This is a genomic window from Priestia sp. JSM ZJ58 (genome assembly GCF_044383985.1).
Taxonomy (GTDB): domain Bacteria; phylum Bacillota; class Bacilli; order Bacillales; family Bacillaceae_H; genus Priestia; species Priestia zanthoxyli.
In genome coordinates this window covers 76724-92512 of the sequence record NZ_JBISEM010000001.1, presented here as the reverse complement: position 1 = coordinate 92512, position 15789 = coordinate 76724, and the positions used below count along the sequence as shown (strand labels likewise).

Annotated in this window: 15 protein-coding genes and 1 other annotated feature; of the genes, 5 read left to right on the top strand and 10 right to left on the bottom strand. The window is 39.1% G+C overall.

Annotated features, from left to right (window positions below; translation table 11 throughout):
* Nucleotides 1-153: 153 nt before the first annotated feature.
* Nucleotides 154-756 (top strand): 30S ribosomal protein S4, encoded by a 603-nt coding sequence (gene rpsD / locus ACH6EI_RS00465; protein WP_013059485.1) that lies wholly within the window; start codon nucleotides 154-156, stop codon nucleotides 754-756.
* A 72-nt stretch (nucleotides 757-828) separates the two neighbouring features.
* On the opposite strand, the gene tyrS is transcribed toward rpsD, so the two are convergent.
* Together tyrS and acsA are read right to left on the bottom strand one after the other, a co-directional pair.
* Complete coding sequence (gene tyrS / locus ACH6EI_RS00460) at nucleotides 829-2088, bottom strand: tyrosine--tRNA ligase (RefSeq protein ID WP_099331326.1); 1260 nt, start codon at nucleotides 2086-2088, stop codon at nucleotides 829-831.
* Nucleotides 2089-2161: 73 nt separating this feature from the next.
* Nucleotides 2162-2372, bottom strand: a binding site (T-box leader).
* A gap of 139 nt (nucleotides 2373-2511) precedes the next feature.
* The gene (gene acsA, locus ACH6EI_RS00455; RefSeq protein ID WP_028411809.1) at nucleotides 2512-4227 is read right to left on the bottom strand and encodes an acetate--CoA ligase; all 1716 of its coding nucleotides are present in this window, start codon (nucleotides 4225-4227) and stop codon (nucleotides 2512-2514) included.
* 284 nt (nucleotides 4228-4511) lie between these two features.
* Here acsA and ACH6EI_RS00450 point away from each other — a divergent pair, with 284 nt between their 5' ends.
* From ACH6EI_RS00450 to ACH6EI_RS00440, 3 genes are read left to right on the top strand one after another with little or no spacing between them, the layout of a single operon-like run.
* Complete coding sequence (locus ACH6EI_RS00450) at nucleotides 4512-5144, top strand: hypothetical protein (RefSeq protein ID WP_028411810.1); 633 nt, start codon at nucleotides 4512-4514, stop codon at nucleotides 5142-5144.
* A 30-nt stretch (nucleotides 5145-5174) separates the two neighbouring features.
* Complete coding sequence (locus ACH6EI_RS00445) at nucleotides 5175-5816, top strand: acetoin utilization AcuB family protein (RefSeq protein ID WP_028411811.1); 642 nt, start codon at nucleotides 5175-5177, stop codon at nucleotides 5814-5816.
* Complete coding sequence (locus ACH6EI_RS00440; protein ID WP_028411812.1) at nucleotides 5816-6979, top strand: acetoin utilization protein AcuC; 1164 nt, start codon at nucleotides 5816-5818, stop codon at nucleotides 6977-6979. Before ACH6EI_RS00445 ends, ACH6EI_RS00440 begins: the two co-directional genes overlap by 1 nt.
* Before the next feature lie 29 nt (nucleotides 6980-7008).
* Here ACH6EI_RS00440 and motS read toward each other — a convergent pair whose 3' ends face one another.
* From motS to ACH6EI_RS00405, 7 genes are all read right to left on the bottom strand, one after another.
* Complete coding sequence (gene motS / locus ACH6EI_RS00435; protein WP_028411813.1) at nucleotides 7009-7665, bottom strand: flagellar motor protein MotS; 657 nt, start codon at nucleotides 7663-7665, stop codon at nucleotides 7009-7011.
* Nucleotides 7655-8458, bottom strand: coding sequence for a flagellar motor protein MotP (motP, locus tag ACH6EI_RS00430; protein WP_028411814.1), 804 nt, complete (start codon nucleotides 8456-8458; stop codon nucleotides 7655-7657). Before motP ends, motS begins: the two co-directional genes overlap by 11 nt.
* Nucleotides 8459-8511: 53 nt before the next feature.
* Nucleotides 8512-9510, bottom strand: coding sequence for a catabolite control protein A (ccpA, locus tag ACH6EI_RS00425; protein ID WP_013059493.1), 999 nt, complete (start codon nucleotides 9508-9510; stop codon nucleotides 8512-8514).
* Nucleotides 9511-10069: 559 nt separating this feature from the next.
* Entirely contained in the window at nucleotides 10070-11146 is a 1077-nt protein-coding gene (locus tag ACH6EI_RS00420; RefSeq protein WP_028411815.1) for a bifunctional 3-deoxy-7-phosphoheptulonate synthase/chorismate mutase, read from the bottom strand.
* Between the two features lie 227 nt (nucleotides 11147-11373).
* Entirely contained in the window at nucleotides 11374-11697 is a 324-nt protein-coding gene (ytxJ, locus tag ACH6EI_RS00415) for a bacillithiol system redox-active protein YtxJ (protein ID WP_028411816.1), read from the bottom strand.
* A gap of 250 nt (nucleotides 11698-11947) precedes the next feature.
* Nucleotides 11948-12403, bottom strand: coding sequence for a YtxH domain-containing protein (locus tag ACH6EI_RS00410; protein ID WP_013059496.1), 456 nt, complete (start codon nucleotides 12401-12403; stop codon nucleotides 11948-11950).
* A 27-nt stretch (nucleotides 12404-12430) separates the two neighbouring features.
* Nucleotides 12431-12916 carry a DUF948 domain-containing protein gene (locus tag ACH6EI_RS00405; RefSeq protein ID WP_028411817.1) on the bottom strand — a complete coding sequence of 162 codons (486 nt, stop codon included), beginning with the start codon at nucleotides 12914-12916 and terminating at the stop codon, nucleotides 12431-12433.
* 282 nt (nucleotides 12917-13198) lie between these two features.
* Here ACH6EI_RS00405 and ACH6EI_RS00400 point away from each other — a divergent pair, with 282 nt between their 5' ends.
* Nucleotides 13199-14314, top strand: coding sequence for an aminopeptidase (locus tag ACH6EI_RS00400; RefSeq protein WP_028411818.1), 1116 nt, complete (start codon nucleotides 13199-13201; stop codon nucleotides 14312-14314).
* Between the two features lie 42 nt (nucleotides 14315-14356).
* Here the strand turns inward: ACH6EI_RS00400 and murC are convergent, their stop codons facing one another.
* A complete protein-coding gene (gene murC / locus ACH6EI_RS00395; protein ID WP_013059499.1) occupies nucleotides 14357-15658 on the bottom strand; it encodes a UDP-N-acetylmuramate--L-alanine ligase in 1302 nt (433 codons plus the stop codon).
* Nucleotides 15659-15789: the final 131 nt, after the last annotated feature.

Sequence of the window (15789 nt, the reverse complement as noted above, 5' to 3'; positions counted from 1 at the left end):
TTTTACAGAAGTAGCAATTCTTTTAAAAAGATGGTGTATCGTGTAACTCTCTGCTGCTAGAGCGATGGTACATGAAAACAAAATGAGCATATCGCTAGAATGTGTCTGTTTTTGTTTTGCATAAAATAAAAACACAAACAAGGAGGAGTCATCATGGCTCGTTATACAGGTCCAAGTTGGAAAATCTCTCGTCGCTTAGGTCTTTCTCTAAGTGGTACAGGTAAAGAATTAGAAAAACGCCCTTACGCTCCAGGTCCACACGGCCCAGGTCAACGTAAGAAAATTTCTGAGTACGGTTTACAATTACAAGAAAAGCAAAAATTACGCCACATGTATGGTGTAACTGAGCGTCAATTCCGTAACTTATTCGTTGCTGCTGGTAAATTAACTGGTAAGCACGGTGAGAACTTCATGATTCTTTTAGAAGCTCGTCTTGATAACTTAGTATACCGTATGGGTCTTGCACGCACTCGTCGTCAAGCTCGTCAATTAGTTAACCACGGTCACGTTTTAGTTGACGGTAAACGCGTTGACATCCCATCTTACCGTGTACAACCTGGTCAAGTGATCGGTGTTCGCGAAAAATCTCGCAACCTTTCAATCGTGAAAGAAGCGCTTGAAGTTAACAACTTCGTACCAGACTACTTAACAGTAGACGCTGAGAAATTAGAAGGTACATTCACTCGCTTACCTGAGCGTTCTGAATTATCTGCTGAAATCAACGAAGCACTAATCGTAGAGTTCTACTCTCGTTAATAGTAAAAAGCCGTTCCCTATGGAGCGGCTTTTTTACTGTCTTTATACAAAAAAAGGCCTTTCGGCCTTTTTTTATGCGTATTGAATAAGCGTATATTTTTTCTTGCCTCGACGAATTACTGTAAATTGACCTTCAATACGGTCTTCTGCTCCTACTGTTTTTTGCAAATCCTGCTCACGCTCACCGTTTAAGTAAATCGCACCGTTTGAAATATCTTCACGCGCTTGACGTTTAGAAGGAGAGATTTTACTTTCTACAAGTAAATCGATTAAACCAATATCTTCACCTGTATGCGTGTAAGAAGGAACATCCTTGAATCCTTGCTTAATTTCTTCTGCTGTTAACTCTGAAATACTTCCGTTAAATAAAGCTTGCGAAATACGAATGGCTTGCCCAAGAGCTTCTTCACCGTGTACAAGCGTAGTCATCGCCGCTGCTAGTGCTTTTTGTGCTTCGCGTTTTTCAGGCGCTTCTTTTGCAGATGCTGCTAATTCATTAATTTCTTCATGTGATAAGAATGTAAAGTATTTTAAATATTTTATAACATCACGATCATCTGTATTAATCCAGAACTGGTAGAATTCATACGGACTTGTTTTTTCAGCGTCTAACCAAATTGCTCCGCCTTCTGTTTTACCGAACTTCGTGCCGTCTGCTTTTGTTACAAGTGGAACTGTTAATCCAAATGCTTTTGCATCTTCTTCTGATTTACGAATTAATTCTAAGCCAGCTGTAATATTTCCCCATTGGTCGCTGCCGCCAATTTGAAGCTTACAGTTATACGTTTGGTATAAGTTCAAGAAATCATATGATTGTAAAATCATGTAGCTGAATTCCGTAAATGAGATGCCTGATTCGATACGAGATTGAACAGAATCCTTTGCCATCATGTAGTTAATACCAAAGTTTTTACCGATATCTCGTAGGAATGTAATAACATCTAACGTGCCAATCCAGTCATAGTTATTCGCAATAACCGCTGCATTTTCACCTTCTTCAAAATCTAAGAAGCGTGAAAGCTGACCTTTAATACGCTCACTAAACATAGCAACCGTTTCTTTTTCATTTAACGTACGCTCTGCTTTTTTACCGCTTGGATCTCCAATAAGACCCGTACCTCCACCAACTAATGCAATCGGTTGGTGTCCAGCTTGTTGAAAGCGACGCAAAATTAAAACAGGAAGCATGTGGCCGATGTGAAGGCTGTCGGCTGTTGGATCGAATCCACAGTACAAACGAACAGACTCTTTACTCAAAAGTTCATTTAAACCTTTTTCATCCGTTTGTTGATTAATGAGCCCTCGAAACTCAAGATCTTGTAAAATATCCATGTTATATTCTCTCCTTTATCTAATTGCTCGTTACAATTTGTTGAACAACATAAAAAACGCCCCTTCTTAAAAAAGAAGGGACGAAAATATCGCGGTACCACCCTATTTGGAAATAAATTATTTCCCACTTAAATGATGTAACGGTCTACCCGTCTTTTGCTACTGTAAGTTCACAAAAGATGCTCAAGGACGTATTTCATATTTGTCTATGTACTGATTTTCAGCAACCATCAGCTCTCTTAAACAGGGAGACAAGTATTACTTCTTCCTATCACTGCAGTTTATTTTATTTAAAAGTTTACACCCCACAATTATGAATGATTTCATTTTAAAATTCAAGTCCAAAAAAAAGTTCAAACAGCTGGCTGTTTGAACTTTATAAAAATCACTTATTTTCCCTACAAAGATTGAAACGTTTACTCCTTAGTCTTCCATCGTCGACAAATCGCCCGTTGGCAAATCTAATTCCCACGCTTTTAAAACGCGACGCATAATTTTACCGCTTCGTGTTTTAGGTAGCTTATCTTTAAACTCGATTTCACGTGGAGCTGCATGAGCAGCTAACCCTTTTTTCACAAATTGACGAATATCTTCAATCAGTTCATCTGAAGATTCATACCCATCTCTAAGTGCGATAAACGCTTTAATAATTTCCCCACGCACAGGATCAGGCTTACCAATGACACCCGCTTCTGCTACAGCAGGGTGTTCAACAAGCTTACTTTCTACTTCAAATGGACCAACTCGTTCTCCTGCGGTCATAATAACGTCATCAATTCGGCCTTGGAACCAAAAATAACCGTCTTCATCCATATACGCGGAATCACCTGATACGTACCAGTCGCCTGGCATAAAGTATGACTCATACTTTTCCTTGTTGTTCCAAATTGCATGCATCATAGATGGCCAGCCTTTTTTAATTGCTAAGTTACCCATTCGATAAGGTGGAAGCTCTTGTCCTTGATCGTCAACGATTGCTGCTTGTACACCCGGAATAGGTTTTCCCATAGATCCTGGTTTAATTTTCATAGACGGGTAATTACAAATCGTCTGACCTCCAGTTTCAGTCATCCACCACGTGTCATGAATACGTTTTTGGAAAACCTTCATTCCCCAGCGTACCACTTCAGGATTTAATGGTTCTCCCACGCTTAATACATGTCTAAGGCTGCTTAAATCATAGCGTTTAACTAAGTCATCGCCAGCACCCATTAGCATACGAAATGCTGTAGGCGCACTGTACCAAACCGTTACGCCAAAATCTTCAAGTGCTTGATACCATGCATCTGGACTAAAGCGTCCTCCTACAATCACATTTGTTGCTCCAGCAAGCCAAGGACCAAAAATTCCGTAGGAAGTTCCCGTTACCCAACCCGGATCTGCTGTACACCAATACACATCGTCATCTTTTAAGTCGAGCACCCACTTAGCAGTTTGATAATGCTGAAGCATTGCATTATGAACGTGAAGCACCCCTTTTGGTTTTCCAGTTGAACCTGATGTATAATGAAGCAGCATACCATCTGTTCTATCTACCCACTCAATCTCCACCTCTTTATTCGCCGCTTCTAATCGCTTCAGAAAATCTAGTTGAATGCCTTCTTCTGCTACATTTTCCCCTACAAGGAGAATGTGTTTTAAAGCTGGCAAATCCTTCACCGGAACGCGGCTCAGCAGTTCAGGCGTTGTAATTAACACTTTTGCATCACTGTCTTGCAAACGATCTTTTACTGCACCTTCCATGAATGCTTCAAACAAAGGCCCAACAATAGCGCCAAGCTTCACCGCCCCTAACAATGCAAAATAAAGTTCCGGAGAGCGAGGCATAAAGATAAACACACGATCTCCCTTCTCTACGTCTGCTTGTTTTAGCACGTTTGCGGCTTTGTTTGACCATTCTTTCATTTCTTTGAATGTATATTTTTCATTGCGCTGCGCATCTCGATAATAAAGCGCAACTTTATTTTTACGCGTAGAGTTTGCGTGCTTATCAATTGCTTCATAAGCTGCATTTAATTTACCTGTTTCATGCCATGAAAATTCCTTCTCCACTTGTGACCAGTCAAAGGTTTGATACGTTTTATCGTAGTCCTGTAAGTTGTATACCCCTTCAATTACAGGAAGCGCTTCCACCTTCATCACAAACTCCCCCTTATGTATAAAATTTACAAACCTATTATATAACAAAAATAGACTTTTCACAATTTTATAAAAATTATTTGTCGGAATTGGGATAATAGTCTCCCTTGTTATATGACAACCTTTGTTATATAAGTGTCGAATTAACAAGAATCTCTTTTAATTTCCTATTCTATGTTTTTGAAAAAACTCCTTTTCTTTTATTTAATTTTTTGAAAACGCTTTAATGTAGAGTTTTTTTTGTATTATAATACAGATAAGACTGCTTGAAGGTGGTGATTCATGTGAAACATTCCCAAACATACAATATGAAAGAACTAAAAACAGCGGTTGGAGCAATTGTTATTGAAGGACCTGTCTCCTCACAAACCTTGCAACAACTTGATTTTCATGAGCAACTAACGGCCTTTCGTCCACCTGAACAGCAAAAAGAAGCATTGATCGAGATTGCCAACTTGCCTGAAGGTAGAATCATTATTGCTCGTCATCATCATACAATCATTGGTTATGTCACCTTTTTATATCCCGATCCTCTAGAACGATGGTCGGAAGGAAATATGGAGAATTTAATCGAATTAGGAGCTATAGAGGTAGCTGCCCCGTTTCGCAGCTACGCTGTTGGAAAAAACTTGCTTATCGTATCTATGATGGATGATGCAATGGAAGATTATATTGTCATTACGACAGAATACTACTGGCATTGGGATTTAAAAGGAACAGGGCTAAATGTGTGGGATTACCGCAAAATTATGGAGAAAATGATGAATAAAGGCGGACTGACGTGGTTTGCCACAGATGATCCGGAGATTAGCTCCCACCCTGCTAATTGTTTGATGGTAAGAATCGGGAGCAGAGTCCCTCAAGAAAGCATACAAGAATTTGATAGCCTGCGCTTTCGAAATCGCTTTATGTATTGAGCTGACCTTTAAGAAAAGGAGCTGTGTCTGATGATTGTTGAAGAGATGATGAAAACCGATCTCGTTACCTTAACCCCCGACCATACGATTGCTGAAGCTATGAAACTTTTAGATACACATAAGATTAGACATATTCCTATCGTTAATGACCTTCATCACGTAGTTGGCATCATTTCTGATCGAGACGTAAGAGATGCAAGTCCATCTATTTTAGATAATACTTATACATCTGCTCTTCTATCCGAACCCGTGCGGATGATTATGAAAACAGAAGTCATTACAGCTCACCCTCTTGATTTTGTTGAAGAAATTGCAAGCATTTTTTATGAACACCAAATCGGTTGTATTCCCGTCACAAAAAACAAGCGGTTAGTAGGAGTTGTTACCGAAAGAGATCTACTACATACGTTTATTCAGCTTACCGGCACTAATAAGCCAGGTTCACAAATTGAAATAAAAGTAGAAAATAAGGCTGGCGTGCTCGCTGAAGTTACATCCCTCTTTGGTTCAAAGAGAACAAACATCTTAAGCGTACTTGTCTACCCTGATGTAGATGAACGATATAAAATCCTTGTGCTTCGCATTCAAGCTATTAATCCATTGATTAGTATAAATACATTAAAAGAAAACGGCTATGAGGTGCTATGGCCTAAATTACCGGAGATGACGTAATGACTAGTAATGCTGTATTTATTTATTCAGATGATATTCTTTCGTACAAATTCAGCAATAATCATCCGTTTAACCAGCTTCGTGTTCAACTAACATATGAACTGTTACGGGAATTTGGCGCTTTAGGCAATCAAGATATTGTATTACCGCGGATGGCATCTGATGAAGAACTTCAGCTTGTCCATGATACTAGCTATATTCAAGCGGTAAAATTAGCAGGAAGCGGCGAGCTTTCTGTTGAAAAAGCAGCAGATTTTGGTCTTGGAACAGAAGATACACCTATGTTTCCCAACATGCATGAAGCCAGTGCGTTTTTAGTTGGGGGTACACTTACGGCTGTAGATTATGTGATGACTGGAAAAGCTAAGCATGCTCTAAATTTAGGAGGAGGATTGCACCACGGCTTTCGAGGAAAAGCTTCCGGCTTCTGTATTTATAACGATAGCGCGGTAGCCATCAAATATATGCAGCAAAAGTACAACGCGCGCGTCCTCTATGTCGATACAGATGCTCACCATGGTGACGGCGTGCAATGGACATTTTATGACGATCCTTCCGTTTGTACTCTTTCCATTCATGAAACGGGACGCTACTTGTTTCCAGGCACGGGAAACGTTAACGAACGCGGGCACAGTGAAGGCTATGGTTATTCATTTAATGTGCCTGTTGATGCTTATACGGAAGATGAGTCTTGGCTCGACGTTTATAAGACCTCTTTAAAAGAAGTAGCTGCTTTTTTTAAACCAGATGTTATCTTGACACAAAATGGAGCCGATTCTCATTATTACGATCCGCTCACTCATTTATGCGGCACCACGAAAATATACCGTGAGATTCCTAAAATTGCTCATGAAATTGCCCATGAATACTGTCAGGGAAGATGGATTGCGGTTGGCGGAGGAGGTTATGATATTTGGCGGGTTGTTCCTCGGGCTTGGTCATTCATTTGGCTTGAAATGATTGAACGAAAGGCAGAAGGCATGCTTCCTCTATCATGGCTTGAAAAATGGACAAAAGTATCGCCTCACCCCATTTGCACGCAGTGGGATGATGAACCTAATATCTATCAGCCAATTCCAAGAAAACCAGAAATAACAGAAAAAAACGCTCAAACTCTTGAGCGCGCTCTTTATCCTATTCGTTCTCATACATCTCATTCTTAAAAAAAGGCTATACAAACGTATGGCCTTTTTCACTGTGCTTCGGGATCTGAAATAATAATTTCGACGCGTCTATTTTTTTGTAAATTGTCATTAGACGTGTTCGGAACAAGCGGCTTTGTATCTCCGTATCCAAGTGCTTCAAAGCGGTTAGCAGAAAGAGAAAAGTGGTTCGTTAAATAACGTATGACGCCGCTGGCACGCGCTGCCGATAGTTCCCAATTAGATGGATAACGATAGGTGTGAATAGGTCGATTATCGGTATGACCTTCTACTTTAATATCATTTGGAATAGTACTGAATAACCTTCCTAATTCATCCAGGAAAGGGGTACCTTTCTTCAAAATGTCTGCCTGTCCTGTTTCAAACAGCACCTGTTCTTGTAAAATAAGCACAACTCCGCGTTCATCTCGCTTAGCAGTAATAACATTCTGAAGCTTATTTTCCTTCAGGTAATTTTGCACTTTCGCTAAAATGTTATCCAGCTTTTGAGACTGCTGGCTCTTTTCTACAGAAGCTAATGAGCCACCGCTTGTAAGCGAATTGACAACGGTCTGAAACTTTTGATTATCAACGCTAGACATTGAAAATAGTAAAATAAAAAAAACTAATATTAACGTCACCAAATCAGCAAATGTTACCATCCATTTTGGCGACTGTGCCGAATACCTTTTTCTTCTACGCTTCACGAACGTGTTCTCTCTTTTCTTCCAGCTTTCGTTTTTCAACAGGGGCAAATACTTTTAGCTTTGCTTGCACAAAGCGAGACTTTTGCCCCGCCTGCAAGCCGATGACACCTTCAATAATCACTTCTTTAACAAAAAGCTCATGCTCCGTTTTACCAGCTAATTTAGCTGCGATTGGCTGAAAAAACAAGTTTGAAAGCAGCGCCCCGTAGAAAGTCGTTAAAAGAGCAATTGCCATGTTAGGCCCAAGCGATGAAGGGGTATTAAGGCTTTTAAGCATTAGCACTAGCCCAACGAGCGTCCCAATCATTCCCCAAGCGGGGGCATAATCGCCTGCTTTTTCAAACATACTTCGACCTCTCGTATGTCTTTCTTCTACTGCAGCTATTTCAGCTTCAAGCAGCTCTCGAATCATTTCTGGTTCTACTCCATCAATGGCTAGCAAAATACCTTTTTTCACAAATGAATCATCGATTTGTTCAAGCTCTGCTTCTAACGATAGAAGCCCTTCTCGACGCGCTTTTTCCGATAAATGTACAAATGTTCCTACAATTTCTTCTACGTTTATTTCTTTCGATTGAAACGCTTGTTTCCCTACTCTTCCCATATTTTTTAATTGTTTTAACGGAAAGCTCACGCACAGCGTACCAAAAACGCCTCCCAGTACAATTAAAATCGATGGCACATCAATAAAAGCTAAAAAACCGCTCATTCCTCCACTTGAAATAACCCCAAACACAACCATAGAGATACCAATTAGTATCCCTATAGGTGTGAGCATATCAATTTTTTTCATATTCTATCTCCCCGTGTCTGAACTTTGGATTCGTTCTTATTCATTCACAGGTATTATTTTGTTGATTGTCTGAACTCGATGCGGTGAGGAAGCTGTACAATGCTGCTGTCTACCGTTTCTTTGTTCATGTATTTCGTTAAGAGACGCATCGCTACTGCACCAATATCATACATTGGCTGTACAACAGATGTTAACTGAGGACGAACCATTGTTGAAAGTCTTGTGTTATCAAAACCGATAACTTCTAGATCGTTTGGTACATTCAACCCGCGATCTTGTGCCCCGTGAATAACGCCTAATGCCATTTCATCCGTTCCAACGAAAATAGCAGTTGGCTTTTCATCTTCTTCTAATAGTTTTTCAACTGCTTCAATACCTGAATCGTACGTGTAGTCTCCTTCTACAATATAAGAATCGCGTACAGGCAATCCGCTTTCAGTAAGAGCACGCTTGTACCCTTTTACTTTTTTCGCATGATTGATCGGTTCTTCTAGCGTACCTGAAACGAATGCAATATTTTTATGACCGCTGTCAATTAGTGATTGCACTGCATCAAAAGCTGCTTGTTCATAATCAATAGTTACAGATGGGATTTGGTTAGTTGATTCGATTGATGCTGCAAGTACAACTGGAACCGGTGATTTTTTTAACTCTTCTACGTGTTCTTCCGTTACATTCCCACTCATGAAGATGATTCCGTCTACTTGTTTACCAAGCATGTTATTTAAAAGATGAAGTTCTTTATCTTGATTTTGGTCGGAGTTACTTAAGATGATATTATACTTGTACATTGTTGCAATATCTTCGATTCCACGCGCTAACTCTGCATAGAAAATATTTGAAATATCAGGAATGATAACTCCTACTGTCGTTGTTTTTTTACTGGCTAATCCACGCGCTACTGCGTTCGGACGATAGCCTAGTCTTTCAATTGTTTCTAATACTTTTTTTCTAGTTGATGGTTTTACATTTGGATTTCCGTTTACCACACGAGAAACCGTTGCCATTGACACGCTTGCTTCCCTTGCTACATCATAAATTGTTACGTTCACAACAAACACTCCTTATCGAAAAACATTTCGTTTATTTTATCCTTATTTCATTTCTTGTATTTACGTATATAAATCCATCTTCCTTTATAGAATGGCTATTTCTAGCTCCTTCACTCTTACATACAGCTTAGATACCCTGTATGCATCTAAATCATTCCTGTTATGCCCTTATTATTACGTGTGCAAAGACAATTTTACCAGTTTATATGTAACAATGTAAAAGACGGTGTATAGTAAGTAAATAAAAAAAGTGAATCGCGAATTTATATCATATGCACTCACAGAATGATAGCGAATATCTGTAACTACTATACGATACTATGTGCTTCACCGCAACGTATTTACCGCCTTTTTCCGACAAGTTTCACGAGAATTTCATAAATTCTTGTTTTTTGGATTTGCACTTATTCTTTCCTATTTTGACAAAAGTTATCGACTGTTTTCAAAATACGTGATAATTTCGCTTATCTTTATTATAACGAAAGGCAAACAAGCTTGAAACCATTAAGTGCCTCAAACTTGTCATAAAAGTATACGAATTTTTCTTTTTTACGTTTTTTTATAAATTTAAGTTACATATAGGTTTTAGCTGCTTCATAAATTCTGTAAATTGCGGAATATCCATTTGCTGAGCTGAGTCAGAAAGTGCTACCGCCGGATCTGGATGAACTTCTGCCATAATTCCATCCGCACCAATGGCAAGAGCCGCTTTAGCCGTTGGAACAAGCAAATCTCGTCTTCCTGTTGAATGCGTGACGTCGACTAAAACAGGTAAATGAGTTTCTTGTTTTAAAATGGGAACGGCTGAAATATCCAGCGTATTTCGCGTTGCTCGCTCATACGTACGAATTCCTCGTTCACACAAAATCAGCTGATCATTTCCTTTTGATACAATGTATTCAGCAGCATTAATAAACTCATCAATCGTAGCGGCTAAGCCCCGCTTTAATAAGACAGGCTTCTTCACCGCACCCGCTTCTTTTAACAGCTCAAAATTTTGCATATTACGAGCACCAATTTGAATCACATCTACGTATTCTACAGCTGTTTCAATATCAGCGGGGTCGACAATTTCACTAATAACGGCTAAATCATATTCGTCAGCTACTCTTTTTAAAATTTGTAGTCCTTCTAAGCCAAGGCCTTGAAAATCATAAGGAGATGTTCTTGGCTTGTAGGCTCCGCCTCTAAGCATCCCCACACCCTGCTGCTTTACAGCTTTTGCTACGGCTGCTACTTGCTCATAGCTTTCAACGGAACAAGGTCCTGCTACAAAACGCTGAAGTCCGTCACCAATTGTTTCTCCTTTTACCGTAACGATTGTATTTTCCGGCTTCTTTTTACGGGATACAAGAAGTGCTTTACGATGATCATCTTCTTGAAGCTCTAAATGAGCTTTGAAAATCTCTTTGAAAATATGTTGAAGCGTAGATGTTTGAAACGGTCCTTCATTCTTGCTTAAAATCGCATCAAGCATTGCTCGTTCACGAACAGGGTCAAACCGTTTGGTTGACTGCATTCCTTTTAACTTTCCTATTTCTTGAACAAGCTCGCCTCGCTCATTAATAAGCTTTAACAGTTTCATATTTACTTCGTCAATTTGAGATCGCAAATGCTGAAGATCTGAATTCGTCATGTACGTCCACCCTTTCACTGATTTTAAAAAATCCGTTTAGCAGGGTTACTACATAAGATGATAGGTGATGGAGGATATATGTAAGGGGCTTCTCTGCTTTTATGTGCTAAACTACATCTATTGTACGAAAAAGTGGATGAAACCGCAATCAGCTTACAAAAAAAACCGAACGATTAATCGTTCGGATCTTCCTTCATCTAAACTGCTTTTGTCCCAGCCTCTTTCAATTAATGAGCTACATTTTTCGCTAATTCTTCTTCGTTAATGTTCCAGTGAGAAGCGTGCCACTTCACTTTTCCATCTTCAAACAGAAGCGCTTGAGGTGATTCATGCTTCACTTCATACGTTTCAGCAATATAGTTGGATACGTCTCGTGAATCTTGCACATGAAGATAATAAGAAGGAATGTCTTCATGACTAGAAGCAAACGCTGAAAATGCCTCATGACCAGCTGCACTAATTGGACACGTCGTGCTGTGCTTTAAAAATAAAAAGCGATGGTTTTCCTTAATAACTTGTTCGAACTCTTCAACTGTTGAAATCTTTTTCATTTTTTTCACCCTTTCTGTACTTACTCTTAAGTTTACATGGTTTGACCGTTTCCATACAAAAAGAGTGCTCAGCTTTATGTATAATGCTAATGAATTTATTTATAAGGTGAAGTTATTTTCAGCATAGAAAGAAAAGAACTTGTTAAATTAAAATCCCTCTGATGAAACTAACATTTACTTGCCGTTACCCAACCTAAATTACATACAAAAAAAGCGTTCACCCTATAGGGTAAACGCTTTTGATTCTTTATTATGGTCGTGGCACTGTGCTTTCCACTTCATCTAATGCTTTTTGAGCTTCTGTTAGCTTCTGTTGAACGTCTTCGTTGCTTTGAGACTCCACTTCATCAGCAAGCACTTCTAAGCTCGTTGGAGGTAATGCTTCGTGTTCAGGATCTACTTTACGGAAGTTTTTCACTTTGTCCACTACTTGTGAAGATTGCTCAGATAATGTTTGTGATAAACCAGCCGTTTTTTCTTTAGCCGTTTGAGCAAACCCTTGTCCTTTTTCAACAGCGCTGTTTTTCGCTTGCTCTGTTTTTAAACGAACGTAAGCTGCCTGCTCATTTAAATCCGAACGGAACTCTTTACCTGATTTTGGAGCAAGTAATAATGCCGTTGCAGCTCCTACAACTCCTCCAATCACTGTTCCTACTAAAAAGCCTTTATTTGAAGTGTTGTTTGGTTTATTTGGTTTGTTTGACATATGCGTCTCCTCCTTTAAAGTTCATCCTTATGAAAATGAGCGTGAGCGTTGAACCGCTTTTTCTTTTACTTCAACAGGTACGGGCTCCGCGTCAATTTTTTTCTGTTTTCTTAATTTTATACGTTCCCATACGTCTAATGCAACATTGCTCCATTGAACGACTTGAGCAACAGTTTCTTTATTTTCTTCTACTTTCTCTGAAACGCTTGATGATACGCTTTTAATCGACTTATTTAGGTCTTGGATTGAGTCACCTACGCCTTTAACAGAATCCACGACTGTGTTCAGCGCTTCGGATTTACGCTGAATATCTTCAGCTAACAGATTAGTCTTATGTAAAAGTGCAGTTGTTTCAGCTGTGATTCCTGTCATTTGCTTTTCTACACCGTCTAAAGTACCTGCCACTGAATTTAATGTGTGCTGAACGGATTTCAATGTTTTTGACACGGAAACCACCAGGTAAAAAATCGCAATGGCAACAATAGCAGCGCTTAAATAAAGAATAATAACCATCTGTGCAAGGCACCTCCTATTTTCATCTCTCTTGTTATAACTACTTTCCCAATTTTATAAACAATTAAACCTTCTATTCCCTATAGACTCTTTAACTTTACCATATTCTCTCTGCATTTATTCATAAAAAGGGAAGATTGCTACATTATTTCGCGATATATGAGTTATTTCCCTTCCTAAAGAAAAAAAGGATTTTAAAGCATAAAAACAAACAAAATAAGCTCAGTGGGGTACAATAGAAAGTGAATCATCAATCATTGTTATTTTAAGGAGGCACTATTTATGAAAGACCCTAGAATTGCAACATTAGCTAAAAATTTAATTAATTATTCTGTTCGCCTTCAAAAAGGAGAAAAAGTATTAATCGAAAACTTTGGACTTCAGCGCGAGCTTGTGACAGCACTTGTAGATGAAGCGTACAAGGCCGGTGGCTACCCGTTTGTACTGCTAAAAGATCATTCGGTAGACCGAGCTCTTTTAAACGGTGCACAAGAAGAGCAGTACAATATGATGGCAGACTTCGAAGCAAATGTGATGAAAGAAATGGATGCTTATATTGGCTTACGTTCTGGTTCAAACATTTTTGAACAATCAGATGTTCCGGCAGATAAAATGAAAATCCAAGGGAATACGATCGGTAAAAAAGTACATAGAGAAATTCGCGTTCCAAAAACAAAATGGGTCGTTCTTCGCTACCCAAACGATTCAATGGCGCAGCTTGCTAAAATGAGTACAGAAGCATTTGAAGATTTTTATTTCGATGTATGCAACTTAGACTATGGCAAAATGAGCAAAGCGATGGATGCTTTAGTTGAGCTCATGAACCGTACGGACAAAGTGCGTTTAACGGGTGAGAATACAGACTTAACGTTCTCTATTAAAGATATTCCTGCAGTGAAGTGTGCCGGAGAAATGAATATTCCGGACGGTGAAGTATACACGGCTCCTGTACGTGATTCTGTAAACGGAACAATTTCTTACAACACTCCTTCTAACTATCAAGGCTTTACGTTTGAGAATGTATCCTTAACATTTAAAAACGGTAAAATTGTTGAAGCAACCGCTAATGATACAGAACGCATCAACGGCATTTTTGATACAGATGAAGGCGCTCGTTTTGTTGGCGAATTTGCGATTGGCGTAAATCCGTATATTCAACATCCAATGCAAGACATTTTATTTGATGAAAAAATTGACGGAAGCTTCCACTTCACTCCTGGCGAGTGCTACGAAGATGCGTATAACGGAAACAAGTCAAATATTCACTGGGATATGGTGATGATTCAGCGCCCAGAATACGGTGGCGGTGAGATTTATTTCGATGACGTGTTGATTCGTAAAGACGGGCTATTTGTCATTGAAGAATTAAAAGCGTTAAACCCTGAAAATTTAAAATGAGTTTTGAAATAAAAAAAAGGCACTCAGGAGAGTGCCTTTTTTTTATGATACGGTTTGCTGATATAGTTTTTCAAACTTTTGAATGTCTCCAGCACCCATAAATACTAATACAGCTTCATTATGGTCTTTTAACGATTCAATTGTTTCTTCATTAATTAATTCAGCTCCGCTGATTTTGCTTCGTAGATCTTCAATTGATAATTTACCTTGATGCTCACGGGCTGATCCAAAAATGTCACATAGATATACTTTATCAGCGTGCTGTAAGCTTGCTGCAAAGTCCTCTAAGAACGTTTGTGTACGCGTAAACGTATGCGGTTGGAAAACAGCCACAACTTCACGGTTTGGATACTTTTGACGAGCAGCTGAAATCGTTGCATTAATTTCCGTTGGATGGTGTGCATAATCATCGATTAGCACTTGTTTGCCAACGTTCTTTTCGCTGAAACGACGCTTTACACCTTGATATGTTTTAAAACGCTCTTGCAGCACAGCAACGTCAATTTCTTCATAATGACAAAGTGCAATAACGGAAAGTGCATTTAAGATGTTATGATCGCCATACCCTGGAATCTCAAATGATGCGTGGAATGTATTTCGAACGAACACGTCAAATGTTGTGCCTGTTGTGCTTTTTACGATATTACGTGCTTGGAAATCATTTTCTTCGCCTAATCCGTAATAAAGAACAGGTACCTTCGCTTGAATTTGCTGCAGATGTTCATCGTCTCCACAGGCAATAATTCCTTTTTTGACTTGAAGTGCCATCTCTTGGAACGCGCTAAATACATCATCGATATTGGCAAAATAATCAGGGTGATCAAAATCAATATTCGTCATAATTGCATAGTCTGGCGTATAAGATAAGAAGTGGCGGCGATACTCACATGCCTCAAACGCAAAATACTTGCTGTCTTTTACACCTTTACCCGTACCGTCTCCAATTAAATATGAAGTAGGTTCAGCTCCTTGAATCACATGCGCTAACATACCCGTTGTGGATGTTTTTCCGTGTGCTCCTGTTACGGCTACACTCGTATACTGTTTCATAAAGTCACCTAAGAAACGGTGATAGCGTACAAGCTTGACTCCTTCTTTTGAAGCTGCTTCTGCAATTTCTTCATGCGTATCAGGAAAAGCATTTCCTGCAATTACAGTCATGCCGTCTTTAATATTATTTTTATCAAATGGTAAAACAGGAATTCCCTGCTGTTCTAGTGCTTTTTGCGTAAAAATTTCTTTTTCAATATCCGATCCTTGAACTTGAAAGCCCATATCGTTTAGGATTTGCGCAAGCGCACTCATTCCTGTTCCTTTAATACCTACAAAATGGTAAACTGTCATATAAAGAACCTCCAACATTCGTCTATCTGTAAGACAGTATATGACGGTTATCTAGAATTGCTCTTACAAACGTATATAAATGTCGTTTGATTGCTGATTTCACGATAACATTCGTACATTATATCACTTCT

Bases quoted from the DNA above. Each gene is read 5' to 3' on its own strand.
- rpsD (WP_013059485.1), top strand. From the start codon at position 154: ATGGCTCGTTATACAGGTCCAAGTTGGAAAATCTCTCGTCGCTTAGGT.
- tyrS (WP_099331326.1), bottom strand. From the start codon at position 2,088: ATGGATATTTTACAAGATCTTGAGTTTCGAGGGCTCATTAATCAACAA.
- acsA (WP_028411809.1), bottom strand. From the start codon at position 4,227: ATGAAGGTGGAAGCGCTTCCTGTAATTGAAGGGGTATACAACTTACAG.
- ACH6EI_RS00445 (WP_028411811.1), top strand. From the start codon at position 5,175: ATGATTGTTGAAGAGATGATGAAAACCGATCTCGTTACCTTAACCCCC.
- ACH6EI_RS00440 (WP_028411812.1), top strand. From the start codon at position 5,816: ATGACTAGTAATGCTGTATTTATTTATTCAGATGATATTCTTTCGTAC.
- motP (WP_028411814.1), bottom strand. From the start codon at position 8,458: ATGAAAAAAATTGATATGCTCACACCTATAGGGATACTAATTGGTATC.
- ACH6EI_RS00420 (WP_028411815.1), bottom strand. From the start codon at position 11,146: ATGACGAATTCAGATCTTCAGCATTTGCGATCTCAAATTGACGAAGTA.
- ytxJ (WP_028411816.1), bottom strand. From the start codon at position 11,697: ATGAAAAAGATTTCAACAGTTGAAGAGTTCGAACAAGTTATTAAGGAA.
- ACH6EI_RS00410 (WP_013059496.1), bottom strand. From the start codon at position 12,403: ATGTCAAACAAACCAAATAAACCAAACAACACTTCAAATAAAGGCTTT.
- ACH6EI_RS00405 (WP_028411817.1), bottom strand. From the start codon at position 12,916: ATGGTTATTATTCTTTATTTAAGCGCTGCTATTGTTGCCATTGCGATT.
- ACH6EI_RS00400 (WP_028411818.1), top strand. From the start codon at position 13,199: ATGAAAGACCCTAGAATTGCAACATTAGCTAAAAATTTAATTAATTAT.
- murC (WP_013059499.1), bottom strand. From the start codon at position 15,658: ATGACAGTTTACCATTTTGTAGGTATTAAAGGAACAGGAATGAGTGCG.